This is a genomic window from Citrobacter sp. L55 (assembly GCF_002850715.1).
In the GTDB taxonomy this organism is placed as follows: Bacteria; Pseudomonadota; Gammaproteobacteria; order Enterobacterales; family Enterobacteriaceae; genus Citrobacter; species Citrobacter braakii.
The window spans coordinates 245,246-269,615 of record NZ_KZ559404.1; the positions used below are offsets into that span (position 1 = coordinate 245,246).

At 54.3% G+C, this 24,370-nt stretch carries 20 protein-coding genes and 1 pseudogene; 18 read left to right on the forward strand and 3 right to left on the reverse strand.

From position 1 onward, the window contains the following. Positions 1 to 291 precede the first annotated feature (291 nt). The 15 genes and pseudogenes from B9P82_RS14745 (at position 292) to B9P82_RS14815 (ending at position 18,488) form a co-directional block, all read left to right on the forward strand. Positions 292 to 822, forward strand: a complete 531-nt coding sequence (locus B9P82_RS14745) for a Csu type fimbrial protein (RefSeq protein WP_016153348.1) — start codon at positions 292 to 294, stop codon at positions 820 to 822. Between the two features lie 14 nt (positions 823 to 836). Continuing rightward, positions 837 to 1,559, forward strand: coding sequence for a fimbrial biogenesis chaperone (locus tag B9P82_RS14750; protein ID WP_101700538.1), 723 nt, complete (start codon positions 837 to 839; stop codon positions 1,557 to 1,559). Positions 1,560 to 1,614: 55 nt separating this feature from the next. Beyond that, positions 1,615 to 3,900: a fimbria/pilus outer membrane usher protein gene (locus tag B9P82_RS14755; protein WP_101700539.1), complete on the forward strand. Its 2,286-nt coding sequence runs from the start codon at positions 1,615 to 1,617 to the stop codon at positions 3,898 to 3,900. 13 nt (positions 3,901 to 3,913) lie between these two features. Continuing rightward, positions 3,914 to 4,882 carry a Csu type fimbrial protein gene (locus B9P82_RS14760; protein WP_101700540.1) on the forward strand — a complete coding sequence of 323 codons (969 nt, stop codon included), beginning with the start codon at positions 3,914 to 3,916 and terminating at the stop codon, positions 4,880 to 4,882. A gap of 321 nt (positions 4,883 to 5,203) precedes the next feature. After that, positions 5,204 to 6,478, forward strand: coding sequence for a Glu/Leu/Phe/Val family dehydrogenase (locus tag B9P82_RS14765; protein ID WP_016153352.1), 1,275 nt, complete (start codon positions 5,204 to 5,206; stop codon positions 6,476 to 6,478). A gap of 325 nt (positions 6,479 to 6,803) precedes the next feature. After that, positions 6,804 to 7,874: a dihydroxyacetone kinase subunit DhaK gene (gene dhaK, locus B9P82_RS14770; protein WP_016153353.1), complete on the forward strand. Its 1,071-nt coding sequence runs from the start codon at positions 6,804 to 6,806 to the stop codon at positions 7,872 to 7,874. An 11-nt stretch (positions 7,875 to 7,885) separates the two neighbouring features. Beyond that, positions 7,886 to 8,518 (forward strand): dihydroxyacetone kinase subunit DhaL, encoded by a 633-nt coding sequence (gene dhaL, locus B9P82_RS14775; protein ID WP_053389078.1) that lies wholly within the window; start codon positions 7,886 to 7,888, stop codon positions 8,516 to 8,518. Between the two features lie 10 nt (positions 8,519 to 8,528). Further along, positions 8,529 to 9,959 (forward strand): dihydroxyacetone kinase phosphoryl donor subunit DhaM, encoded by a 1,431-nt coding sequence (gene dhaM / locus B9P82_RS14780; protein WP_101700541.1) that lies wholly within the window; start codon positions 8,529 to 8,531, stop codon positions 9,957 to 9,959. Positions 9,960 to 10,130: 171 nt separating this feature from the next. Beyond that, the gene (locus tag B9P82_RS14785; protein WP_016153356.1) at positions 10,131 to 11,843 is read left to right on the forward strand and encodes an alpha,alpha-trehalase; all 1,713 of its coding nucleotides are present in this window, start codon (positions 10,131 to 10,133) and stop codon (positions 11,841 to 11,843) included. Between the two features lie 209 nt (positions 11,844 to 12,052). After that, the gene (locus B9P82_RS14790) at positions 12,053 to 13,075 is read left to right on the forward strand and encodes an ABC transporter substrate-binding protein (RefSeq protein ID WP_075848682.1); all 1,023 of its coding nucleotides are present in this window, start codon (positions 12,053 to 12,055) and stop codon (positions 13,073 to 13,075) included. A gap of 26 nt (positions 13,076 to 13,101) precedes the next feature. Next, positions 13,102 to 14,061 carry a FecCD family ABC transporter permease gene (locus B9P82_RS14795; RefSeq protein WP_369707202.1) on the forward strand — a complete coding sequence of 320 codons (960 nt, stop codon included), beginning with the start codon at positions 13,102 to 13,104 and terminating at the stop codon, positions 14,059 to 14,061. Beyond that, positions 14,058 to 14,819: an ABC transporter ATP-binding protein gene (locus B9P82_RS14800; protein ID WP_046275011.1), complete on the forward strand. Its 762-nt coding sequence runs from the start codon at positions 14,058 to 14,060 to the stop codon at positions 14,817 to 14,819. Before B9P82_RS14795 ends, B9P82_RS14800 begins: the two co-directional genes overlap by 4 nt. Before the next feature lie 9 nt (positions 14,820 to 14,828). Then, positions 14,829 to 15,641 (forward strand): class I SAM-dependent methyltransferase, encoded by an 813-nt coding sequence (locus B9P82_RS14805; RefSeq protein WP_016156776.1) that lies wholly within the window; start codon positions 14,829 to 14,831, stop codon positions 15,639 to 15,641. Then, positions 15,638 to 16,495, forward strand: a complete 858-nt coding sequence (gene modD / locus B9P82_RS14810; RefSeq protein ID WP_101700542.1) for a ModD protein — start codon at positions 15,638 to 15,640, stop codon at positions 16,493 to 16,495. Before B9P82_RS14805 ends, modD begins: the two co-directional genes overlap by 4 nt. A 23-nt stretch (positions 16,496 to 16,518) precedes the next feature. Then, a pseudogene (locus B9P82_RS14815) lies at positions 16,519 to 18,488 on the forward strand (TonB-dependent receptor plug domain-containing protein). A gap of 41 nt (positions 18,489 to 18,529) precedes the next feature. Here B9P82_RS14815 and B9P82_RS14820 read toward each other — a convergent pair. Next, complete coding sequence (locus B9P82_RS14820; RefSeq protein WP_016153363.1) at positions 18,530 to 18,784, reverse strand: GlsB/YeaQ/YmgE family stress response membrane protein; 255 nt, start codon at positions 18,782 to 18,784, stop codon at positions 18,530 to 18,532. Between the two features lie 200 nt (positions 18,785 to 18,984). Between B9P82_RS14820 and ycgR the strand changes: the two genes are divergently transcribed. Then, positions 18,985 to 19,719: a flagellar brake protein YcgR gene (gene ycgR, locus B9P82_RS14825; protein ID WP_101700543.1), complete on the forward strand. Its 735-nt coding sequence runs from the start codon at positions 18,985 to 18,987 to the stop codon at positions 19,717 to 19,719. Positions 19,720 to 19,730: 11 nt separating this feature from the next. Here ycgR and emtA read toward each other — a convergent pair whose 3' ends face one another. Beyond that, the gene (gene emtA / locus B9P82_RS14830; protein WP_016153365.1) at positions 19,731 to 20,342 is read right to left on the reverse strand and encodes a membrane-bound lytic murein transglycosylase EmtA; all 612 of its coding nucleotides are present in this window, start codon (positions 20,340 to 20,342) and stop codon (positions 19,731 to 19,733) included. Between the two features lie 98 nt (positions 20,343 to 20,440). On the opposite strand from emtA, the gene ldcA reads away from it, so the two are divergent. After that, complete coding sequence (gene ldcA / locus B9P82_RS14835) at positions 20,441 to 21,355, forward strand: muramoyltetrapeptide carboxypeptidase (RefSeq protein ID WP_101700544.1); 915 nt, start codon at positions 20,441 to 20,443, stop codon at positions 21,353 to 21,355. 97 nt (positions 21,356 to 21,452) lie between these two features. After that, positions 21,453 to 23,192, forward strand: a complete 1,740-nt coding sequence (locus tag B9P82_RS14840; RefSeq protein ID WP_016153367.1) for a potassium/proton antiporter — start codon at positions 21,453 to 21,455, stop codon at positions 23,190 to 23,192. A 107-nt stretch (positions 23,193 to 23,299) separates the two neighbouring features. Here B9P82_RS14840 and dadX read toward each other — a convergent pair whose 3' ends face one another. Continuing rightward, on the reverse strand, positions 23,300 to 24,370 hold the full coding sequence (dadX, locus tag B9P82_RS14845) for a catabolic alanine racemase DadX (protein WP_101700545.1): 1,071 nt from the start codon (positions 24,368 to 24,370) through the stop codon (positions 23,300 to 23,302).

Sequence of the window (24,370 nt, forward strand, 5' to 3'; positions counted from 1 at the left end):
AAGATAAATCTTACTAATTCTCATTTTTTGGGTGGTTATTTTGAATGCCATCCAATGAATCTGTGTTCCCCACCCGCCTGACTTAATACCCGCAGTAGCATAAAAACAAAACAATATACTCACCCGTGGGTATTATTTTTTTGCAAACGACATCACCTTTTTCCTAAGTAAAATTCATTAGATCAACTGGCGCACGCCTAATACTTATTCTAGGGTTAAACCATGTCTTCTTGTACCACATTATTGTTTTTCTAAAGTAATAAATGTGGTTATTTGAAAAAGGTAAAGGATATGGCTCTAGTCTTAGACAAACGCTTAATTCTTTGTTGCTGCGCCTTTTCCATTATTCCCGTGGCAAATGCAGCAACCGTTAACGGAACATTTCAGGTACTGATGACAATTCAAAAGGCCTGTACCGTGACTGCCGGTTCGGCTTCAAATATCACGCTTGGGCCGGTGAATACCACGGCAACAAATACCAATGCAAGCAACACGATTTCGATTAATTGCTCAAAAACCACGCCCTATTTTATCGGTCTGGCACCGTCGGCCGCCAATGGGGGGACGACGACAGGCTCAGGCGCCATGTCCTCCGTGGCTAACGCAGCCACCAATACCGATAAAGTGCCCTACCAGCTAAATCGAACATCAGCAACAGGTCCGGTGTGGGGGAACACCGCCACCGACACCGCGCCTGGAAACGGCGTAGCGGCGACGGGGACCGGGCTGGTGCAAACGTTTACGGTTTATGCCACCGCACCGAGCGCCAACTTCACTCCTGACGACTATGCCGACACGGTAACGGTTAACGTTAACTACTAACTTCAGGAAGCCACATGAGAGTAAAACTGCCTGTTCAGCAGTGTGCCTGCGCATGCCTGTTAGGGATGGTTGCGAGCCTCAACCCTGCCGCCGCCAGCGGGCTGCAAATCGCCCCGGTCACATTAACTTTGCTCGCGACGCAAAATGCCGATGGTATCTGGCTTAGTAATGCGGGTGAAAATGTGCTCAATGCCCAGGTTCGGGTTTTTCGCTGGAGCCAGAGCGCTTACGGCGACAAACTTTCCCCCTCTCAGGGGCTGGTCATTAGCCCGCCGATGCTGGCATTAGCCCCCGGAGAACGTCAGTTGATTCGCGTTATTCGGACCGGCCCACCTTCGGCACATGCTGAAGACGCTTATCGGTTATCGATAGATGAGTTACCGCCTGCAAAAGTAGAAAAAAATAAGCTTCAGTTTGTGCTGCATTATTCCGTCCCCGTTTTCATTCAACCAACATCAGCGGCGCAAACGCAGGCAAGATTGCAATGGAAATTACAACAGCTTGATGGCAAAAAATTTATTGAAGTGAGTAACCAGGGAAATGGGCATGCACAATTATCTGCTGCAACATTTATTAGCCCTGACGGTGCTAAAAAAGTTATTACGCCCGGACTGTTAGGCTACGTTTTACCCGGCTCAACAATGCGCTGGATAGTCTCCCCGTCGGCCAGTAATACTCATGATGGCGGGAAAGTTGAAGTCACAATCAATGGCCAAAAAACAGTACAAGATCTGTAACAGATCCTGGCTTCTGGTGAAATATTGCTTTCTCAATGGAGTATTAATATCGGGAATGGTTTGCGCACAAACGCTGAATAATAACCTGAACGAAGATGGTGTTATTAATGGCGCAGCGCAGCTCGTGGGGGTCAATTTGTATCTCGACGTCACCTTAAATGGGAATCCCGTTGGGCTGGTGCATTTGGGTTACGATAATGGAAAGCTCTATGCTGGGGCAGATACCCTGCGAAAAATGGGCTTTCGCTTTGCGCCTGACGCCACTCACGCCGTCTGCCTGAACGATATCCCCGAGCTAACCATTGACTATAACGTTCAGTTGCAAACGCTTTCGCTTACTGCGCCACTCAGTTCACTCGATCTTGCGACCACGCAGCTTAACTCCCCCGTAGAGACCGCGCCGACGGCGACAACATCACGCGGAGCGCTGCTCAATTACGATATCTATACCCAACAGGGGGATGAAAGCGCAATAAATACCTTCAGCGAACTCCGCGCTTTCAATGCTGCAGGCGTGCTCAGCACCACCCAGTTGACGCAGTATTCCACCGAGGAAAATGCGGATAACAGCGTTGAGCGACTCGATACCAACTGGCGTACGTCATTTCCCGAAACGATGCTGGCGATAACCGTTGGCGATACCCTGACCAGTTCACTTATCTGGTCCCGACCGACGCGTATCGGCGGCATTCAGATAGGAACCGATTTTGGTTTGCGGCCCTATATGCCAACCACCCCGCTCCCTGCATATCTTGGCTCCGCGACGTTACCGTCAAACGTTGAGCTGTACGTCGACGGCGTCAGGTACTACAACGGAGAAGTCCCCGCGGGTAGCTTTCAGATCAACACAATGCCGAACATCAGCGGCGCGGGAACGGGTCAGGTGATGATGACGGATGCGCTGGGCAGAACGAGCGTACAAAATTTCTCGTTCTACAACGATCAGCAACTCCTGCGGGAAGGATTAACTGCCTGGTCTGCAGAACTGGGTACGGTACGCGAAAACTATGGTTACTCCTCTTTTGATTATGCCAGCGCACCGGTACTGAGCGGTACATGGCGTCGTGGGTTTAGCAATACGTTCACCGCCGGGACTCACGCTGAAACCAGCGATGGACTGATTAACGCGGGCTTCAGTAACGACTGGATCCCAGGCACCCGCAGCGGCACGTTTTCGACCTCAATTGCCGCAAGTACCGACGCAGGAAAGAACGGTTTTCTGTACAGTTTTGGTTATCGTTGGTCCGGCGAACGGTTTAATTTCAGTACCAGTACGACAGCCACTTCCGGCGATTATCGTGATGTCGCCACCCATTACGGCGAGCCGCCACCGACGCTTAACAGCAATACGGTCATTGGCTATGCGCTGGAAGCTGCCGGTAATGTCAGCCTGAGTTACCTGCAGTTTCGTTATCCGCACGAAAATGCGGTGCGCTACGCCAACGCCAACTGGTTCAAATCGATTACCGACAACATTTCACTGAATGCCGGATTCAACCAAAACATCGACGATAACCGCGATCGCAGTCTCTATCTGATGGTGACAATGACCACTGATAACAATCTCAGTGCCAGCAGCACCCTACAACGCACCAATGATGAAACCGGCTACCAGCTCAACGCCAGCCTGACGCCCCCTGCCGACGGCGGTTGGGGCTGGAATCTGGCCGCCAGTCAGCAGGCTTCCCGGCAAAGCGGTCAGGGAGAAGTGGGATATCTGGGGCGTTATGGTAAAGCGTACGCGGGATTCAGCCGTTTACCGGATAACCACTACGGCTACGCAGGCGCCACCGGATCGCTTGTTATCATGGGAGGCGGCCTGTTTGCTGCACGTGAAATCAACAATGGCTTTGCCGTCGTATCAACTGACGGCATTCCTGACGTCCCGATTAAATTACAAAATAACCTGATTGGTCGCAGCGACGACCAGGGGCTATTGCTGGTCACGCCGCTGAACAGTTATCAAAAAAACCTGATCAGTATTGACCCTATGGATCTCCCCGCCAATATGCGGATCGCACGCGTTGAGACGAATGCAACGCCTGCCGATCGTTCCGGTACACTGGTTAGCTTTGGCATTACCCCCGTACGCGCTGCGCAGGTCATCCTCGTCGACAATCAGGGTAAACCCATTCCCGAAGGCAGCATGGCATACGCCATCAGCGGAGCAGGACAATCGTCTGTCGTTGGTTTTGATGGGATGACCTGGTTCGACATGCTGGAACAGCACAACGCGCTACGCGTTGAGACAGACACCGGCAGTTGTCGCGTGCAATTTGACTATCCCGCTTCCGCAAAGGGGATTGTGCAAATAGGTCCACTGGTTTGCCGGCCACACTAACAGGAGTGCGCTCATGAGGTTAAGGCATCTGTTACTCATCGCAACCGTACTCTTTTGTCCGGCGATTAGCCATGCCGTAACCTGTTCGGTGAGCAATGTACAACCCATAAATTTGGGCTCAGTCAATCCGCTGTCTGCGACAGGCGCAACGTCATCAATGACGTTCAACTACACCTGCACCAAAGAGCTTGGCGACGCGCTGGCAGGGATCAACCTCTGTTTTAATATTGGCGCCTCAGCCGTCAGTGGCCAGGTGACACCCCGAAATATGTCATTAAACGGAACACCTGCCAGAACGCTGGCATACCAGCTTTACCAGGATGCCGGGCACACCAAAGTCTGGGGGAGTCAGTATCAGTCGGGAACAACTTTTCCAATGGTACAGCTTAACCTGCTGAATCTGACGCCAGTGACGGGCTCACTCACGGTATCAGCACAGATTGTCACGCCACAAACCTCAGCGGTCCCCGGAAGCTATCAGGATAGCTATACGGCGGCGACAGCCCTTGTCACCCTCAATCCTGGATTGCTTTTCCCGCCGACCACCTGTGGCGATACCGTTGCCGCCAGGCTTCCCTTCACCGTATCGGCGACGGTCAGCAAACAGTGCAATATCACCTCTGCAACCAATATTAGCTTTGCGCCCGCCGGGGCGACCGGGCGTAACCTAACGGCTTCAAATACCGTGGGCGTAGCATGTTCCAATAACACGCCTTACACCATCGGACTTCAGCCCTCTAACGGCAATACGGCAGGCAGCGGCGTGATGGCCGGCACGGGGTCAAATACGGACAAGGTCCCCTACCAGCTTAGCTCGACGCCGGGGCCGTCCGGTACGGTTTGGGGCAATTCATCGCTCAATACTGTCGCGGGCAACGGTACGGGAACCACCACCCCCTACCCGGTTTACGCCACCGTTCCCAGCGCGAACTACACGCCTGACAACTATGCTGATACCGTTACCATCGCCGTGACCTACTGACCCCAGCTTAATCGCAATAAAGCAAATACATTTTATTATCATATTATTTACTTTTAGAGGTGCGTCATAAATCTGACAAATTGCGATTTTTATAAATCATGCATATTAAATTACCCAGCCAGCAAAATAACCGAAATATCAGCACAATCAAAGAATAACTATTCACTTCTCAGCTAAAGCCCACACGCTTCATGCCGATAAACCGTGTTAGCCGGACAGGCCATTCTATGAAATAAATGTTAAATTTAGGTTCGTATGGTGTGATTCACTGTATACCACGGCCAAATTAAGAACATATTACTTTTATAACTAAGGTTTATCATGGATAAGTTATCTTACGCTTCAGATAGCAGCACATCTGCCTGGAATACCTACCTGCAACAAATCGAGCGTGTGGCCCCTTACCTGGGCGAACTTTCCCATTGGGTGGATACCCTGCGCCACCCAAAACGCGCGCTGATTGTCGATATCCCGGTGCAGATGGATGACGGTACTATCCGTCATTTTGAAGGGTATCGCGTGCAACATAACCTCTCCCGCGGGCCGGGCAAAGGCGGTGTGCGTTATCATCCTGATGTTGATCTTAATGAAGTGATGGCCCTGTCCGCATGGATGACCATCAAATGCGCAGCGTTGAACCTACCGTACGGCGGTGCGAAAGGTGGCGTGCGCGTCGATCCGTTCTCGCTTTCCGAAGGTGAACTGGAGCGTTTAACCCGCCGTTATACCAGCGAAATCGGCATTATCATCGGGCCGCAGAAAGACATTCCTGCGCCGGATGTGGGGACTAACGGAAAAGTAATGGCCTGGATGATGGATACCTACTCCATGAACCACGGCACCACCGTGACCAGCGTGGTCACCGGTAAACCTATTCACCTCGGCGGCTCGTTAGGCCGTGATAAAGCCACCGGTCGTGGTGTTTTCGTCAGCGGTCTGGAAGTGGCGCGTCGTGCCAACATCGACGTTGAAGGCGCTCGCGTAGCGGTGCAAGGTTTTGGTAACGTCGGCAGCGAAGCCGCCCGTCTGTTCGCGGCAGCAGGAGCACGCGTGGTCGCGATTCAGGATCACACCGCAACGCTGTTTAACTCAACGGGTATCGACATGGCCGCGTTGTCTGCCTGGCAGTTGGAGCACAAACAGATTGCCGGTTTCCCGGGCGCTGAAACCATTGCCAGCGAAGCCTTCTGGAGCCTGGAGATGGATATTCTGATCCCGGCCGCGCTCGAAGGCCAGATCACCCGTCACCGCGCGGAAACGCTGACCTGTAAACTGGTACTCGAAGGCGCTAACGGCCCAACCTATCCGGACGCCGACGACGTTCTGGCAAGCCGCGGTATCGTGGTTGTCCCAGACGTTGTTTGTAACGCCGGCGGCGTAACAGTCAGCTACTTCGAATGGGTTCAGGACATGGCTAGCTTCTTCTGGAGCGAAGAAGAGATTAACAATCGCATGGACAAAATCATGACCGATGCGATGGTACACGTGTGGGAAAAAGCGGCAGAGAAATCCTGCTCACTGCGTACGGCAGCCTACATTGTTGCCTGCGAACGCATTCTACTGGCACGTAAAGATCGCGGAATTTATCCGGGCTAACGCCGAAATCGACCTTGCCTACAAACCACCTGCTCTGCAGGTGGTTTGTTTTCCATAAACACCCGTGAATCAGCTTCCCGGCCAAATACGGCCCAACCTCTCATTTTCGCTGTTTTATGCACCATGACGTTCCAATACGGAACATTATTATGTTGCTACGTTTCGTATTGAAACGCCCATTACAGCAATTTTCTTTTGCCAACCCGTGTGCAAAATTACCTTATCGGCAGCGAGCAGTCGCCGTGGCGTTGTATAACCCGATACCCTACATCAGATGCCTGCCCGAATCTGGCAGCCATCCAGGACTGTCTGCGGAGCATAAATAATGAAAAAATTGATTAACCGTGTTGAAGACGTACTGACTGAACAACTCGCCGGACTGGCGAAAGCGTATCCTTCCCTGGCACTGCATCAGGATCCGGTATATGTCACCCGCGCAGATGCGCCGGTAATGGGCAAAGTGGCGCTGCTTTCCGGCGGTGGCAGCGGACACGAGCCTATGCACTGCGGTTACATTGGTCAGGGCATGCTCTCTGGTGCCTGCCCGGGTGAAATTTTTACCTCACCCACGCCGGATAAAATGTTCGAATGCGCCATGCAAATTGATGGCGGCGAAGGCGTACTGCTGATCATCAAAAATTACACCGGCGATATTCTTAATTTCGAAACCGCCACCGAGCTGTTGCATGAAAGCGGCGTCAAAGTCACCACCATGGTAGTGGATGACGACGTGGCGGTGAAAGACAGTCTGTATACCGCCGGTCGTCGTGGTGTGGCGAATACCGTATTGATCGAAAAACTGGTCGGCGCTGCCGCTGAACGCGGTGACTCATTGGAAGTTTGTGCGGCGCTGGGTCGTAAACTGAATAACCAGGGCCACTCCATTGGGATAGCCATTGGCGCCTGTACCGTTCCGGCCGCCGGACAACCGTCGTTCACGTTGCAGGATAACGAAATGGAGTTTGGCGTGGGTATCCACGGGGAACCCGGCATTGACCGCCGCACCTTCACTTCCCTCGATCAGACCGTTGATGAAATGTTCGATACCCTGCTGGAAAACGGCAACTACAGCCGTACGCTCCGCCACTGGGACAACGTTCAGGGCGCGTGGCAGGAAGGCAAAGAAAGCAAACGCGCGTTGCAAAGCGGCGATCGTGTCATTGCGCTGGTCAATAATCTCGGTGCGACGCCGCTGTCAGAACTCTTCGGCGTGTATAACCGCCTCGAAAGCCGTTGCCAGGACGCCGGCATCGTCATTGAGCGCAACCTGATCGGTTCTTACTGTACCTCTCTGGATATGACCGGCTTCTCAATCACCCTGTTACAGGTGGATGACGACACGCTGAGCTTATGGGATGCACCGGTTCACACCCCTGCTCTCAACTGGGGTAAATAAGGAGATACATGATGTCCCTCAACAGAACACAAATTGTTAACTGGCTCTATCGCTGCGGTGAGATCTTCACCACCGAAAGTGATTTTCTCACCGGTCTTGATCGGGAAATTGGTGATGCCGACCACGGTCTGAACATGCACCGCGGCTTTAGCAAAGTCGTCGAAAAGCTGCCGTCCATCGCCGATAAAGACATTGGTTTTATTTTGAAAAACACCGGCATGGTGCTGCTCTCAAGCGTCGGGGGGGCCAGCGGTCCACTGTTTGGTACCTTTTTTATCCGTGCCGCCCAGGTGACCCAGGCTCATCAAAGCCTGACGCTTGAGGAGTTGTATCAAATGATTCGTGATGGCGCAGAAGGTGTGATTAGCCGCGGTAAAGCTGAACCTGGCGACAAAACCATGTGCGATGTCTGGCTGCCGGTAGTGGAATCTTTACGCCAATCCTGCGAGCAAAAGCTGAGCGTACAGACGGCGCTGGAAGCGGCAAGCCAACAAGCGGAAGCAGCAGCGCAAAGCACCATCACCATGCAGGCCCGCAAAGGCCGCGCCAGCTATCTCGGTGAGCGCAGCATTGGGCATCAGGATCCCGGCGCAACGTCCGTAATGTTTATGATGCAAATGCTGGCTCAGGCGTCCAGAGAGTAAGGATAAAGCGATGGTAAACCTGGTTATTGTTTCTCACAGCGCCCAGTTGGGCGAAGGCGTCGGCGCGCTAGCCCGGCAGATGTTAATGGGTGATGGTTGCAAAATCGCTATTGCCGCAGGCATTGATGATCCTGAGAATCCGATTGGCACCGATCCTATCAAGGTGATGGAAGCCATTGAGTCCGTGGCCGATACGGATCACGTGCTGGTGATGATGGATATCGGTAGCGCGCTATTGAGTGCGGAAACCGCGCTGGAACTGCTCGATCCGGCCATTGCCGCCAAAGTACGTTTGTGCGCCGCGCCGCTGGTCGAAGGCACGCTCGCCGCAACGGTTAGCGCTGCTGCAGGTGCTGACATTGAGCGGGTCATCTGTGATGCCATGAACGCCCTCGACGCCAAATGTGAGCAACTGGGTTTACCTTCGCCATCTGCAGCAAAGCCGACATCCGCCGAATTCGCGCCCGATGCAGATGCTCATTCAGTGGCCATTGTGGTGAAAAACCCAAACGGCATTCATGTGCGTCCGGCTTCCCGGCTGGTTTCCACGCTGTCTGGCTTTAACGCCGATATGTGGCTCGAGAAAAATGGCAAGTGCGTCGTCCCTGATAGCCTGAATCAGATTGCCCTGCTGCAGGTACGCTGTAACGACACGCTGCGCCTGATTGCCAAGGGCGAACAGGCAGAGGATGCGCTGGCCGCATTCAAACAGCTGGCGGCTGAGAATTTTGGTGAATCGCTCGAGCCCGCGCATGCTGATACCGTGGTGACGAAGGTTCCCTCACAGGTCACGGGGACGGCATTCTGTTACACACCGTTCTCACCGCAGGTAAGCCAGCAGCCTGTAGCCTCACTCCAGATTGAGCAGCAACGGTTACGGGTCGCTATCCAAAGCACGCTGAACGACTTAAGCGAGCTAACCGCGCTTGCAGAAGAGAGATATTCCGCAGATATCGCCGCTATTTTCTCCGGTCACCACACGCTGTTGGACGATCCGGATCTGTTCGATATGGCCTGTGATCTAATGCGTGAAACGCAGTGCAGCGCGGCCTGGGCCTGGCATCAGGTGCTGAGCGATCTCAGCCAGCAGTATTTACAGCTCGACGATCCTTACCTGCAGGCGCGATACATCGATATTGAAGATTTGTTGTCTCGTTCACTGCAGTATTTAACGGGAGAGACTGCACAAATTCCCGCATTCATCCGCCCCACTATTTTGGTCGCGGAGGTCATCTATCCATCTACGGTGCTGCAACTCGATCCGAAGACCATCAAAGGCATCTGCCTGCGGGACGGGAGCGAAGCGTCCCACCCGGCGATTATCGCCCGTGCAATGGGGTTATGTTGGTTATGTCAGCAAGGCGAGGCCATCGAGAGTATCACGATGGGTGATACCCTGACCCTTGACAGCGTGGCCCAGCGGATAACCCGCGCGGGCTGATGTCGGTTGCACGCCCTTTGCCGACAAAGGGTGTGCATCTTTTCGATTCGCGTCGGGAAATGTCTGTTTATTCGCAAAATGGGGCGTCGATCACGCGCAACGGTCGATCCTGAACTAAGGTTTTCTCATGGTAAATGCCGCTGCTTCGGCACACCCTAAGGAGATTAACCGATGATAACGCCTGCAACTCGCCATCCAGGCCTGCTCTCTGTTGCAATAAAACTGACGCTCGCAAGCACCTTTTTTGCCCTTTCCTCTTTTGCCGTCAACGCCGAGGACGCACCAACCGCTACGCCTCAGCCGCCTGATATTTTGCTTGGCCCTCTGTTTAATGATGTACAAACGGCCAAACTGTTTCCTGACCAGAAAACCTTTGCTGACGCCGTCCCTAACAGCGATCCATTAATGATCCTTGCCGATTACCGGATGCAGAAAAATCAGTCCGGATTCGACTTACGTCATTTTGTGGAAGTGAATTTCACCTTGCCGAAAGCTGGCGAGAAATACGTCCCCCCAGCCGGGCAATCGCTGCGCGAGCATATTGACGGACTGTGGCCGGTACTCACCCGTTCGACAACCGACGCTGAAAAATGGGACTCTCTGCTGCCGCTCCCGGAGCCGTATGTCGTGCCTGGCGGGCGTTTTCGCGAAATATATTATTGGGACAGCTATTTCACCATGCTGGGGCTTGCCGAGAGCAATCACTGGGATAAGGTCTCCGACATGGTGGCAAACTTTGCTTACGAGATTGATTCCTGGGGACACATTCCTAACGGCAACCGCACCTACTATCTGAGCCGTTCTCAACCGCCATTCTTTGCCTTTATGGTGGAACTGCTGGCGCAGCATGACGGGGATGACGCGCTGAAAAAATACCTCCCGCAGATGCTCAAAGAATACACCTACTGGATGGAAGGCGTCGAAACGCTCCAGCCCGGTCAGCAGAATAAGCGCGTGGTTAAACTGGATGACGGCACCATTTTGAATCGCTACTGGGATGACCGCGATACGCCGCGGCCAGAGTCCTGGGTGGAGGATATCGCCACAGCGAAAAGCAATCCGAACCGACCGGCCACAGAAATCTACCGCGACCTGCGTTCTGCCGCCGCGTCGGGTTGGGACTTTAGTTCCCGCTGGATGGATAACCCCAATCAACTAGGCACCCTGCGCACCACCAGCATCGTTCCGGTCGACCTCAATGCGTTGATGTACAAAATGGAAAAGATGATCGCCCTCGCCAGCAAGGCCGCCGGGGATAATGCCAAAGCTGCACAATATGAAGGCTTCGCTAATGCCCGACAAAAAGGGATCGAAAAGCACCTGTGGAACGACAAAGAAGGCTGGTATGCCGATTACGATCTGAAGAGCCACAAAGTACGTAACCAACTCACGGCCGCCGCCTTGTTCCCGTTGTATGTCAATGCAGCAGCAAAAGATCGCGCCAGTAAAGTGGCCGCGGCAACCCAGGCGCATTTGCTGCAACCCGGCGGCCTGGCCACCACGTCGGTGAAAAGCGGCCAGCAGTGGGATGCTCCCAACGGCTGGGCCCCGCTCCAGTGGGTCGCCGCATCGGGATTACAGAATTACGGTCAGGATAACGTCGCCATGGACGTGACCTGGCGATTCCTCACCAACGTGCAGCACACCTACGATCGTGAGAAAAAGCTGGTTGAAAAGTATGACGTGAGTAGCACAGGCACTGGCGGAGGCGGCGGCGAATATCCGTTGCAGGATGGTTTTGGCTGGACCAACGGCGTAACGCTAAAAATGCTCGACCTGATCTGCGCCAAAGAAAAGCCCTGTGACAGCGTGCCCGCTTCGCGCCCGGCCCCGGCAAGTACCACGCCAGTCGAGCCTAAAAAACAGGCTCAGCCGACGTCTTAACGCCGTTACCTGAAGCGTTTTACTCCCCGAATCCGCGCTGCGTCGCGGATTTTTTTCTGGCTTATATTTCGCCATTCCTGTTGTCTCTACGCCATCTAGCCCTTATGGGGTATTCCGGGTTTTCATCCGTGAGAAATTGATTCTGAACATGTTTTTATTCGCTGTATATGTAAATATATAGCGATTTTATCACCTTCAGGATAACAATTATGCCACTGACAAGACGGATGTTTGCCCAGCTTGTGGCATCTGCATTGCTGCTACGCCATCTTCCCGCCTTGGCTCAAACGCCGCTAACCGTTGCCGTGGGAGGCCACCCAGCGCCAGAGGCGACCCAACACGTGGTCAGCGCAGGCGCACCCGCCGACATGCTGCTGCTGGCCGTCGCGCCGGAAAAACTGGTTGGTTTTTCATCCTTTGATTTTTCTCGTCAGACCGCCATCCCGTTTCACGAAGACATTCGGGCTTTACCGAAACTGGGCAAGCTGGCGGGACGCGCCAGCACACTCTCGCTTGAAGCGCTACTGGCGCTTAAACCCGACCTGGTGATTGACTGCGGCAATGCCGATGAAACCTGGCTTTCTCAGGCCAGACAAGTCAACGCGCAAACGCAAATTCCCTGGCTGCTGATTAATGGCGAACTGCGGCTCAGCCCGCAACAGCTACTCGCGGCAGGTGAAGCGCTGGGAGTTGCAACACGGGCCAGGACTCAGGCCAAACTGGCCCAGCGTTTTATTGATGAAGCCCTCGCGTTTTCACACTCTCCCGCAGCAAAGCTGCGTTTTTATGCCGCGCGCGGCGCCCGCGGACTTGAAACTGGATTACAAGGTTCATTGCATACCGAAGCGGCAGAACTACTGGGATTACACAATGTGGCGCAAATTCCTGGGCGGCACGGGCTGGCGCAGGTTTCAATGGAAAACCTGTTGAGCTGGCAGCCCGATATTATTCTGGTACAGGATGCCATTACGGCACAGTACCTGCGTGAAGATCCCGTCTGGCAAGGAGTCAAAGCGGTTGCCGACCGGCGCATTCTGTTTCTCAGCGGCCTGCCGTTTGGCTGGCTGGACGCGCCTCCCGGCATCAATCGTTTGCTGGGGTTACGCCGTCTGCATGCCTGGCTTGATCCACAGGTTGAAGCGGGCTTTAAAACCGATATGCAGCGCTACAGTGAACTGTTCTGGCACACCACGTTAAGCGACGCACAGTATCAACAACTGGTGAGCGTCTGATGAAAACGTCTACCCTCGGTTTTCTGATGATTACGACGGTGGTGCTTTGCGCGAGCATCGCCGCGGTGTCGGGTGCTTATCGCCTCGATGCACAACAGGTTGTGGATCTTATTGCAGGCAGGGATGGCGTCCCGATGCAGGACAAAATCGTCTTCTGGCAAATCCGACTGCCACGCATTCTGGCTGCATTGTTACTCGGCGCAGCGCTGGCTGGCGCAGGAACCACTTATCAGGGAATGTTCCGTAACCCACTGGTTTCGCCGGATATCCTCGGCGTGGCGGCCGGTGCCGGTTTGGGCGCCTGTACGGCAATCCTGCTGGGGCTACCAATCCTGTTTATTCAGCTGTATGCGTTCACTGGCGGTTTGTTAGTGGTCGCCGGTGTCTGGCTGATTACCCGGCGAGTCAAGCGTCACGATCCGGTGTTAACACTGGTGCTGGTCGGGATTGCGCTGGGTACGGTCTGCGGCGCGGGAATTTCGCTCATCAAAACGCTGGCCGACCCGTATACCCAACTTCCGTCGATCACCTTCTGGCTGCTCGGCGGTTTATCGACAATTACTCTGCACGATCTGTGGTTCTCAGCACCGCTGATCCTTGCTGGACTGGTCCCGTTATTGCTGCTGCGCTGGCGCATGAACCTGCTCACTCTGTCGGATGATGAAGCCCGATCGCTTGGGATCAACGTCTCCCGACTGCGGCTGGGACTGATCGTCTGCGCAACGTTAGTCACCGCCTGTACCGTCGCCATTGCCGGCATTATCGGCTGGATTGGACTGGTGGTGCCGCACATCGGCAGACTCCTCAGCGGGAATAACCACCAGCAGTTACTGCCGGTGTCCATGGGGATCGGCGCCATTCTACTCCTGCTCACCGACACCCTCGCCCGCACGCTGAGCCGCACGGAAATCCCGCTGGGGATCCTGACTGCATTTATTGGCGCACCGTTCTTTTTGCTGCTTTTGCTGCGGGGAAACCGCCCATGACGCTATTACTCGTGCGCCACGCGTCGCTGGGATACCACAGTAAACAACCCGTGTTACGTGATATCTCCTTTCAGGTTTCGCCCGGTTCTGTCTGTTGTCTGATTGGTGCTAACGGCAGCGGTAAAACCACCCTGATGCGCACCATTCTCGGCGTTCTTCCGCCGCTTCGCGGTGACATTCTGCTTGATGGCGTCGCAGTGAATCATCTCAGCGATCGGGAACGCGCCGCAGCCATCGCCTGGGTTCCTCAGGCGCACGACGGCGCGTTTGCCTTCACCGCCCTGGACATGGTGATGATGGGACTGGCCCCGCAACTGGCGGCATTTGCGGTTCCCGGCGCTAAAGAGCGTGAAATTGCACATCAGCAACTGGCGATGCTGGAGATTTCTCACCTGGCACTTCGACGCTGGAACACCCTGAGCGGCGGCGAACGGCAACTGGTGTTGATCGCTCGCGCGCTGGCGCAACGTCCGCGTCTTTTATTGCTGGATGAACCCGCATCCAGCCTTGATTTTGGGCATCAAATCCGTCTGCTCGACACGCTGGTGACGCTGAAAAATTCCGGTATGGCCCTGCTGATGTCGACCCATCACCCGTTGCACGCCCGGGCAATCGCCGACAGCGTGGTACGGGTTGAACCAAACGGCGAGGTGTCGCAGGGTCTGCCTGAACATCAGCTCGCCGCCGACCGCCTGGCCGCGCTGTATCGCGTTACACCGTCACAAATTACCCACCATCTTTATGGTTCACTCAATTAAGGAATATTCATGCTCATTGACGACATTGATTTTGCCGATCTTTACCGTAAGCAATTACAGCTGGCGAACAGAACCGAGAAAAAGCCGGAGCACTGGGACAAACGTGCGGAAAAAATGGCGGAGAATTGCGCCTCATTAACCGACAGCTATCTGCTGCAACTGCTGGGGAAAATCGACCTGCAAGGTGCAGAGTCGCTGTTTGATATGGGTTGCGGCCCCGGTACAGTCTCGCTGGCGCTGGCTAAAAAAATGCCAATAATTTACGGCGTAGATTACAGCCAGGGAATGCTGAGCGTAGCTGCCCGCCGCGCCGCACAAATGAACGCCCGTCACGTACAATGGGTGCAACGAGCCTGGGAAGAGCACTGGGATGATTTACCCCAGTGCGATATCGCCGTCGCCTCGCGCTCCACGCTGGTTGCCGATATGCGCCAGGCAATGAGCAAGCTGAATAATCAGGCCCGGCTGCGGGTTTATACCACCCACCTCGTCAGTTCATCTTTCGTTTCTCCCACCATTCAGCGCGCACTGGGCCGCGAAGTGATTGAACTGCCCAACTATATCTATGCGCTTAATGTTCTGTATCAGATGGGGATCCACGCGCATGTTGATTTTATCCGCGGTCCCAACTGTCAGCAGGACAACAGCACCTGGACGCGTTTTCTGGAAAACGTGCGCTGGAGTATGGGTGAACTGAGCGCAGACGAGGTCGAACGTCTGGAAAACTGGTATCAACAGCAGGATCCACGCGCTATTGCCCCCGCAAGCCGTGACTGGGCGCTTATCTGGTGGGATAGCATCCCGCGGGAGGCGCTGCGATGATCTACTTTTCGCAGGCGCAAATTGACGCGCTGCTGCTGGAAGATATTCAGGGCGGCGATCTGACCACCCGCGCGCTGGGTATCGGCGCCCAACCAGGCGTCATCGAGTTTAACCATCGCCAGGGCGGATGCGTTAGCGGTACCGCTGTTGCCAGACAAATGCTGACGTCATTGGGATTAACCGTCACCGATATTTTGTCTGATGGCGAACGGGCGAACGCCGGACAGCGACTGATTCGCGCACACGGACCGGCGGCGGCGCTGCTCCAGGGCTGGAAAGCGGTACAAAATGTACTGGAGTGGAGCTGCGGCGTGTCGGGCTATCTCGTCGAGATGCTGAGCATGCTGCATCAACGCTATCCCGATGGGCAGATTGCCTGCACCCGCAAAGCCATTCCCGGTACGCGTTTACTGGCGACTCAGGCAATACTTGCCGCCGGGGGCATTATCCATCGGGGAGGATGCGCCGAAACGGTACTGCTGTTTGCTAATCACCGCCGTTTTCTTACCAACCCAAACGACTGGACAGGCGCGATTGCGCGCTTACGCAGCCATGCGCCAGAAAAAAAGATCGTGGTCGAAGCGGATACGCCAGATGAGGCATTTGCCGCCCTACGCGCCACCCCAGATGTCCTACAACTCGACAAATTTACCCCCGAGCAGGCGGCAGAAATTGCCCGTCAGGCCCCTGCTCTGGCCCCCCATTGCACGCTGGCACTGACCGGCGGCATTACCCTCGCCTCGCTGGCGGGTTATCTCGACTGCGGTATCAGACTTTTTATCACTTCCGCGCCTTACTACGCTCCACCTGCGGATATCAAAGTGAGCCTGAGCCCGGACGCACGTGGCCTATAACATCAAAAAATGGACTAAAAATAATGAATTTCAACAAAAGTTGTCTTTACACAGCCCTGCCGTTTGCTTTCGCGCACAGTGCTTTTGCTGGGCAGGAAAGCGAAACCATGACCGTCTGGTCTAGTCCAGTCTCCGCGGCCACCACCACGGTTCTCGGCCAGGAAACGATACAACAGCTGGATAAACAGAACGTGGCGCAGGCGCTGAGCGTCGTCCCTGGCGTCGTGCTGCAAAAGTCAGGCAACCGCAACGAGCAACAGGTAAAAGTGCGCGGGTTTGACAGCCGTCAGGTTCCCGTCTTTTTTGACGGCGTGCCGGTGTACATCCCCTATACGGCAACCTCGATTTAGGCCGTTTTCTGACATCCGATATCGCTTCGGTTGAAGTCTCCAAAGGCTACTCGTCTCTGTTGCAGGGGCCAAACCAGATGGGCGGTGCCATCAATATCACTACAAAAAAACCGACCAAACCGCTTGAAGGCAGCATTGGCTATCGCCAGGGCTGGAGTCGCAGCAAAGACAACGCCCACGATATGCACGCTTCATTTGGCGCCAGTAACGATCTCGGCTATATCCAGCTCAGCGGCAGTCAGCTGAAGCAGGATTTTCTTGGGTTACCGCATGGCGTGGACAACCCGGTTGCAGGCAGTCACGGCAAGATGATCAACTCTTCCGCTGATGACAAGCGTGGCATCGTGAAGCTGGGCTTTACCCCTCGTGGAGATGATGAATATGTGCTGACCTATATAAATCAGGACGGTGAAAAAGATAATCCACCGTACGCCGGAACCAGCAGCCAGAAATCACGCTATTGGCAATGGCCACAATACGATAAAGAGAGCTATTACTATCAGGGAACCACGCATTTGGGCGACCTTTTTACCCTGAAAAGCCGTCTGTATCGCGACACCTTTGAAAATACGTTGATGATGTACAACTCGCTGGCCGACCTGAAAAATAAGAAAGGCAGCTACAGCCATTATTCGGACTATAGCGATGGGGCTGGCCTGCAGCTCGCTGCGGATATGCGAGAAAACGATCTGCTCTCTTTCGCCGTGAACTGGAAGGACGATGTTCACCGCGAGAAAGGCGCACCGAATGCGGCTTACGACCGCTACGAAGACCGCACCTGGTCCGTAGCCAGTGAATACCAGTGGGCTGCGGCGGATAATGTCGATGTGGTGGCGGGAATAAGCTATGACTGGCGAGACAGTCTGGAAGGTATGAAGCACGAGAAAAACGGCAGCGTCACGCACTACGATGACAACAATCAGTCGGCCTTTAACTGGCAGGTGATGACCAAATACCACTTTGAAAATTCAGACACATTAGCGCTGTCTTACTCTGACAGAACGCGTTTCCCAACGTTAAAAGAACGCTACACGACCTCGAAACCGGCCTATAACCAGGTGGCGCTGGTCAATCCACAGCTTAAACCGGAGCGCGCCCGCAGCGTGGACCTGACATGGAATGGTTCACTTAGCCAGAACTGGGGATTCGAAGCCAGCGTGTATTACAACCGCATCAGCGACGCGATTCTTTCGCACAATATTGATGCCGATACCATCCAGAATCAGAACAGTGGTCGGGTGGATTACACCGGCCTGGATGCAGGCGTTAAAGGTAAAGTTTTTGATATGCTGGACGTCGGGCTGAGCTACGGCCTTATTCATGCGGACGCCAAACGCAGCGATATCGGTAAGATTACCGATCTGCCGACGCAAACCCTGACCGCCTGGATGACGCTGAAACCGTGGGAGCCACTCAGCATTACGCTGTCCGAAGAGGCCCGTTCGTCAAGCTATAGCAATACCGACGGCTCGCAGAAAGCCGCTGGTTTCGCCATTACCCATTTGCGCGCTGATTACGCCATTGGTCACGGGTTTAGCGTTAACGCTTCGGTCAATAACCTGTTCGATACGCAGTACGTTTACAGTGAAGGATTTATTGAAGAGGGGCGTAATTACTGGGCGGGTATTGAGTATCAGTTCTGACTTAACAATGCAGAAAAACGGCCCCGTCAGGGGCCGTTCGATTAATCTCGTCGTACAAGCCGAAAGACACCCAGCACAACAATCGCGCCGACCACGGCCACCAGGAAGCTGTGGAGATTAAACCCGCTGATATCGCCGCCGATACCGAACATCGTAGCCAGCCATCCACCGACCACAGCACCGATAATACCGAGAATGCAGGTCAGGATAAATCCACCGCCATCGCGCCCCGGCATAATCAGTTTGGCGATAACCCCCGCAATCAGACCAAAAATAATCCAGGTAATAATTCCCATTTCCAGGCCCTCTTTCCAGTGAACGCACGCGCAAGACATTCTTGCGCCAGCACGTTAAGTATAGGCAAGCCATCGCTACGTGCTTTTTCCCTCAGACTTAATTCATTGGGTTTGGTAAAAAATTTCATCCATTTGTATTAAGTTCCGTTGATTGATGCCGATAATCCAACGATAAACCAGGCATCCAGGAGTCATTAGGTGTGAGTAACTACAATGAGCAGTTCCTGAAGCAAAATCCGTTAGCGGTGTTAGGCATACTCCGGGACTTAAATTCGCAGCAGGTTCCGCTGCGTATCTCCTGGTCAGGTGGCCAGTTCATCAGCAAAATACTGGCGGTCAGCCCGGATGAACTGATCATGGATTTTGGTAGTCAGGAATATGAAAACCAGGCCGTGCAGCGAGCCAATCAAATTACGATTATCGCCGAAACGCAGGGAGCCAAAGTGGAGTTCACCCTGCCACAGCTGAAAAAAGGCGAATACCAGCGGCTACCCGCATTTATCTCATCATTGCCGCCATCTCTGTGGTTCGTCCAGCGTCGGGAATATTTCCGTATCGGTGCTCCACTGCATCCCCCCTATCGCTGCACGGTAAAAATGCCGGATAACAGCACGCTGTGTTTTCGCTTATTCGATTTGTCTCTTGGCGGTATGGGCGGGCTGTTAGAAACGGCAAAACCAGAGGGACTGGTAGAAGGCATGCGCTTTTCACAGGTTGAACTGAACATGGAGCAATGGGGAGTGTATCAGGTGGACGCCCAGCTAATTTCCATTAGCGAACGCAAAGTTATCGACGGGAAAAACGAAACAATTACCACTCCCCGCCTGAGCTTTCGTTTTCTCAACGTCGGCCCGGCGGTGGAGCGTAACCTACAGCGGATTATTTTTTCCCTCGAGCGCGAGGCCCGGGAAAAGTCGAATAAGGTGCGCGATTAGCATCACCTGAATTACATCACATCCAGCGCTTGTTGAAGCTTCCAGATATAGCGCGGAGCCTGCGGCGCCGGATGATTATCCGCAACATGTTCAATAAATTCATCCGGGCTGAGATCGTTTATCTTATTAATGGCTTTTTTCCTGTCGGAGGAGAACGTTCGCAGCAGCGCGCCCGCACCGTTGGCGTACGATACCACCAGCGCATATTGCATCACCTGCGGATCTTCGATCCCGGCCAGCGGCCCGGTCTCAAGAATGCTCAGGTATGCGGCCCCCATCGAGATATTGCGCTCAGGATTTTTCAGCTCGCTGGTTGACGGCTCGCCACTCCACCCCATGCGACGATAAACATCACGCCCTGACGTAGAGGCTTTTAACTGCATCAGGCCAATCGCATTAGACTTACTGACCGCATTCGGATTTCCACCTGATTCAATGGCGATGATAGCGGTAATCAATTGTGGACTGACACCCCAGGCCGCACCGGCTTTTTCGCTGATCGGCATCCATTGCATTGCGCGTTTAACCGGAACTTCAGCATTCCACGGCGGATTTTTGTAATCCTGTTTTGAACTACAGCCCGCAAGTAATACAACCAAAAAAGCAAACCATCTCAATTTCACGTCATCTATCCTTATAGCCGGAACCTGTCGCTGAGGTGACAACGACATACCTACGCGGCATGATATACATTTGGTTTTAGTTGTAGCAAGGAAATGCCATGTCCCGGTTTCACTTAATTGCCCCGTCGGGCTACTGTATCAACCAGCAGGCTGCCTTACGCGGGCTGGCGCGTCTTACTGAGGCCGGTCATCAGGTCGACAATTCAGCGGTCATTACGCGCCGTTGCCAGCGTTTTGCGGGTACAGAAGCAGAACGGCTTGCTGATGTGAACGCGCTCGTAAATCTGAACACGCCCGATACCATTGTGATGGCAGTACGCGGCGGCTATGGCGCGAGCCGTTTACTGGCAGATATTGACTGGCAGGCGCTGGCGAACCGTCAGCAACACAACCCACTGCTGCTGTGCGGACACAGCGATTTTACCGCGATCCAGTGTGGTCTGCTGGCGCAGGGGAATGTGATTAGCTTCAGCGGCCCGATGCTGGCGGCTAACTTTGGTGCCGAGGAGATGAACGCATTTACCGAGCACCATTTCTGGCAGGCTGTTCGCAATGCCCAATTTACCCTCGAGTGGCAAGGTAACGGTCCGGCATGTGCGACCGAAGGTACGCTATGGGGCGGAAATCTGGCGATGCTCATTTCTCTGATGGGCACGCCGTGGATGCCCGCTATCGAAAACGGCATTTTGGTGCTGGAAGACATTAACGAGCATCCTTTTCGCATTGAACGCATGCTGCTGCAACTGTATCACGCAGGAATACTGGCCCGACAAAACGCCATTATCCTCGGCAGTTTTAGCGGCAGCGCACCTAATGATTACGACGCGGGTTACAGTCTTGACTCAGTTTGTGATTTTCTACGCGCCAGGTTATCGGTTCCGGTGATCGCCGGCCTCGATTTTGGTCATGAACAACGCACCGTCACCTTGCCGTTAGGGGCAAGAGCGGTACTGAAAAATGATAAAAACGGCGCTCAGCTCACCTTAAGTGGGCATCCGGTACTTAAATCGTAAAAAAAGCGGTTAACAGGGCTAAGTAAAACGCTGTTTCTGTCGTTATTATGTTAGGGTTTATATATACGAAACAGCGTAATTCAGGAGTAACCGAACGTTGGATGCCGCAGCAATAATTAGCCTTTTTATTTTGGGTTCCGTACTCGTCACCTGCAGTATCTTACTCAGTTCATTCTCATCACGTCTTGGTATCCCTATTCTGGTGATATTTCTCGCTATCGGTATGTTAGCGGGAGTCGACGGCGTGGGCGGTATTCCTTTCGATAACTACCCTTTCGCCTATATGGTGAGTAACCTGGCGCTGGCGGTTATCCTGCTCGACGGCGGGATGCGCACCCAGGCCAGCTCATTTCGTGTCGCGTTAGGCCCGGCGCTGTCGCTGGCGACCGTCGGGGTGCTGATTACCTCCGGACTCACCGGCATGATGGCCGCGTGGCTGTTTCATCTGGATCTTATCGAAGGACTCCTGATTGGCGCGATTGTCGGTTCAACCGATGCCGCGGCGGTTTTTTCCCTGCTTGGCGGCAAGGGGCTTAACGAGCGTGTTGGCTCTACGCTGGAAATTGAGTCCGGGAGTAATGACCCGATGGCGGTGTTTTTAACCATCACGCTTATCGCCATGATTCAAAATCACGAGACCGGTTTAAGCTGGATGTTTGCAGTGCATATTATCCAGCAGTTCGGCTTAGGGATCATACTGGGTCTCGGTGGTGGCTACCTGCTTCAGCAAATGATTAACCGCATTTCACTGCCTGCCGGGCTTTATCCGCTACTGGCCTTAAGCGGTGGGATCCTGATTTTTGCCCTGACCACTGCACTGGAAGGCAGCGGTATTCTGGCGGTCTATCTGTGTGGTTTCCTGCTGGGTAATCGCCCCATCCGCAACCGATTTGGCATTCTGCAAAACTTCGACGGTCTGGCCTGGCTGGCGCAAATCGCCATGTTCCTGGTGCTGGGACTGCTGGTTACGCCGTCCGACCTGCTGCCTATCGCGATCCCTGCGCTGATTTTGTCTGCATGGATGATATTCATTGCCCGTCCGCTGTCGGTCTTCGCCGGACTGCTGCCGTTTCGTGGCTTCAATCTGCGCGAGCGCATTTTCATCAGTTGGGTGGGCCTGCGCGGTGCAGTCCCCATCATCCTCGCCGTATTCCCAATGATGGCGGGTCTGGAGAATGCGCGCCTGTTCTTTAACGTCGCGTTCTTCGTGGTTCTGATCTCGCTGCTGTTTCAGGGAACGTCGCTTTCCTGGGCCGCCAAAAAAGCCAAAGTGGTGGTTCCTCCCGTCGGCTGGCCCGTTTCGCGCATTGGTCTGGATATTCATCCGGAAAACCCCTGGGAGCAGTTTGTTTATCAGCTCAGCGCGGATAAGTGGTGTGTAGGAGCCGCACTGCGCGACCTGCATATGCCGGAAGAGACGCGAATTGCCGCCCTGTTTCGTGACAACGTGCTGTTTCACCCATCCGGCAGTACGCGGCTGCGCGAAGGCGACGTTTTGTGCGTCATTGGTCGTGAGCGCGATCTCCCTGCTCTCGGCAAACTGTTCAGCCAGTCGCCGCCGGTGTCGTTAGACCAGCGCTTCTTCGGTGATTTTATTCTCGAGGCCAGCGCAAAATATGCCGATGTGGCACTGATATATGGCCTGGAAGATGGCACAGAGTATCGTGATAAACAGCAAACGCTGGGTGAAATTGTTCAGCATCTGCTTGGTGCCGCGCCGGTCGTCGGTGACCAGGTTGAATTTGCTGGCATGATCTGGACGGTTGCTGAGAAAGAAGATAATGCGGTGCTGAAGGTCGGTGTTCGCGTTGCTGAAGATGAGGATGAGGCGCGTTGATGCTTTTTGCCGGGCGGCGGCAGCGCTTTGCCCGGTTTGCGCTCTGCGTCGCATAAACGGTGTAGCCGGATGAAACACATAAGCGTCGACATCCGGCTTCAGATACGTTACACCGTCACAACCGGCACGCGCAGCGCCAGAGAACACATCAACTCGTAGCCCACCGTACCCGCTGCGCTGGCCACATCGTCAATTTTAATCTCTTTGCCCCACAGCTCTACCGGCGTCCCGATCCCCGCCTGCGGACACGGTGTCAGATCTACCGCCAGCATATCCATTGAGACCGTCCCTACCGTTGTCGTGCGTACGCCGTCCACCAGCACCGGCGTTCCGCTTGGCGCATGGCGCGGGTAACCGTCTGCATACCCGGTCGCCACAATGCCAATACGCTGCTCGCCGCTGGCGGTATAGCGTCCCCCGTAGCCCACCCGGTCTCCAGCTTTCAGCGTCTGTATGCCGATTATCTCGCTGCTCAGGGTCATGACCGGTTTCAGGCCGGTATTGGCGATGTCCCGCCACTGTCCCGAAGGTGATGCACCATACAAAATAATGCCCGGGCGCACCCAATCATAATGTGCTTCAGGGTGCCACAGCGTGGCGGCCGAATTGGACAGCGACCGTCTGCACTCCAGCCCTTCTGTCGCCTGTGCAATACGCGCCATGGCCTCCTGGATACCTTCCGGGTGCTCCGCATCTGCAAAGTGGGACATCAGCGTCATTTCACCGACGTTGGGCATTGCCCGCAGCTGTTGCCAGACCGTTGATACTCTTTCCGGTAAAAAACCCAGTCGGTTCATGCCGCTGTTCACCTTCAGGTAAACATCCAGCGGCGCGTTGAGGCGCGCATTCTGCAGCGCTTTTAATTGCCAGTTACTGTGTACACAAGTGGTCAGACGATATTTGTCATACACCATCAGGTCTTCGGCGTGGAAAAATCCCTCCAGCATGAGTATCGGGCCTTTCCACCCGCGCTCACGCAGGGTTATCGCTTCTTCAAGATTGAGCATGGCAAAACCGTCGGTTGTGCCCAGCGCATTCCAGACACGTTCAATGCCGTGTCCGTAGGCATTGGCTTTCACCACCGACCAGACGCGGGCGTCCGGCGCGGCCTGGCGGGTAATGATCAGGTTTTGTTTCAACGCCTGCAGGTCAATGCTGGCCAGTATCGGGCGAGTCAT

Excerpts from the sequence above, each read along its gene's own strand:
- B9P82_RS14760 (WP_101700540.1), top strand. The coding sequence starts at position 3,914 with ATGAGGTTAAGGCATCTGTTACTCATCGCAACCGTACTCTTTTGTCCG.
- B9P82_RS14820 (WP_016153363.1), bottom strand. The coding sequence starts at position 18,784 with ATGGGAATTATTACCTGGATTATTTTTGGTCTGATTGCGGGGGTTATC.
- dadX (WP_101700545.1), bottom strand. The coding sequence starts at position 24,370 with ATGACTCGCCCGATACTGGCCAGCATTGACCTGCAGGCGTTGAAACAA.
- modD (WP_101700542.1), top strand. The coding sequence starts at position 15,638 with ATGATCTACTTTTCGCAGGCGCAAATTGACGCGCTGCTGCTGGAAGAT.
- B9P82_RS14755 (WP_101700539.1), top strand. The coding sequence starts at position 1,615 with ATGGTTTGCGCACAAACGCTGAATAATAACCTGAACGAAGATGGTGTT.
- ldcA (WP_101700544.1), top strand. The coding sequence starts at position 20,441 with ATGTCCCGGTTTCACTTAATTGCCCCGTCGGGCTACTGTATCAACCAG.
- B9P82_RS14805 (WP_016156776.1), top strand. The coding sequence starts at position 14,829 with ATGCTCATTGACGACATTGATTTTGCCGATCTTTACCGTAAGCAATTA.
- dhaL (WP_053389078.1), top strand. The coding sequence starts at position 7,886 with ATGTCCCTCAACAGAACACAAATTGTTAACTGGCTCTATCGCTGCGGT.
- B9P82_RS14765 (WP_016153352.1), top strand. The coding sequence starts at position 5,204 with ATGGATAAGTTATCTTACGCTTCAGATAGCAGCACATCTGCCTGGAAT.
- B9P82_RS14745 (WP_016153348.1), top strand. The coding sequence starts at position 292 with ATGGCTCTAGTCTTAGACAAACGCTTAATTCTTTGTTGCTGCGCCTTT.
- B9P82_RS14785 (WP_016153356.1), top strand. The coding sequence starts at position 10,131 with ATGATAACGCCTGCAACTCGCCATCCAGGCCTGCTCTCTGTTGCAATA.
- B9P82_RS14750 (WP_101700538.1), top strand. The coding sequence starts at position 837 with ATGAGAGTAAAACTGCCTGTTCAGCAGTGTGCCTGCGCATGCCTGTTA.
- B9P82_RS14795 (WP_369707202.1), top strand. The coding sequence starts at position 13,102 with ATGATTACGACGGTGGTGCTTTGCGCGAGCATCGCCGCGGTGTCGGGT.
- B9P82_RS14790 (WP_075848682.1), top strand. The coding sequence starts at position 12,053 with ATGCCACTGACAAGACGGATGTTTGCCCAGCTTGTGGCATCTGCATTG.
- dhaK (WP_016153353.1), top strand. The coding sequence starts at position 6,804 with ATGAAAAAATTGATTAACCGTGTTGAAGACGTACTGACTGAACAACTC.
- dhaM (WP_101700541.1), top strand. The coding sequence starts at position 8,529 with ATGGTAAACCTGGTTATTGTTTCTCACAGCGCCCAGTTGGGCGAAGGC.
- B9P82_RS14800 (WP_046275011.1), top strand. The coding sequence starts at position 14,058 with ATGACGCTATTACTCGTGCGCCACGCGTCGCTGGGATACCACAGTAAA.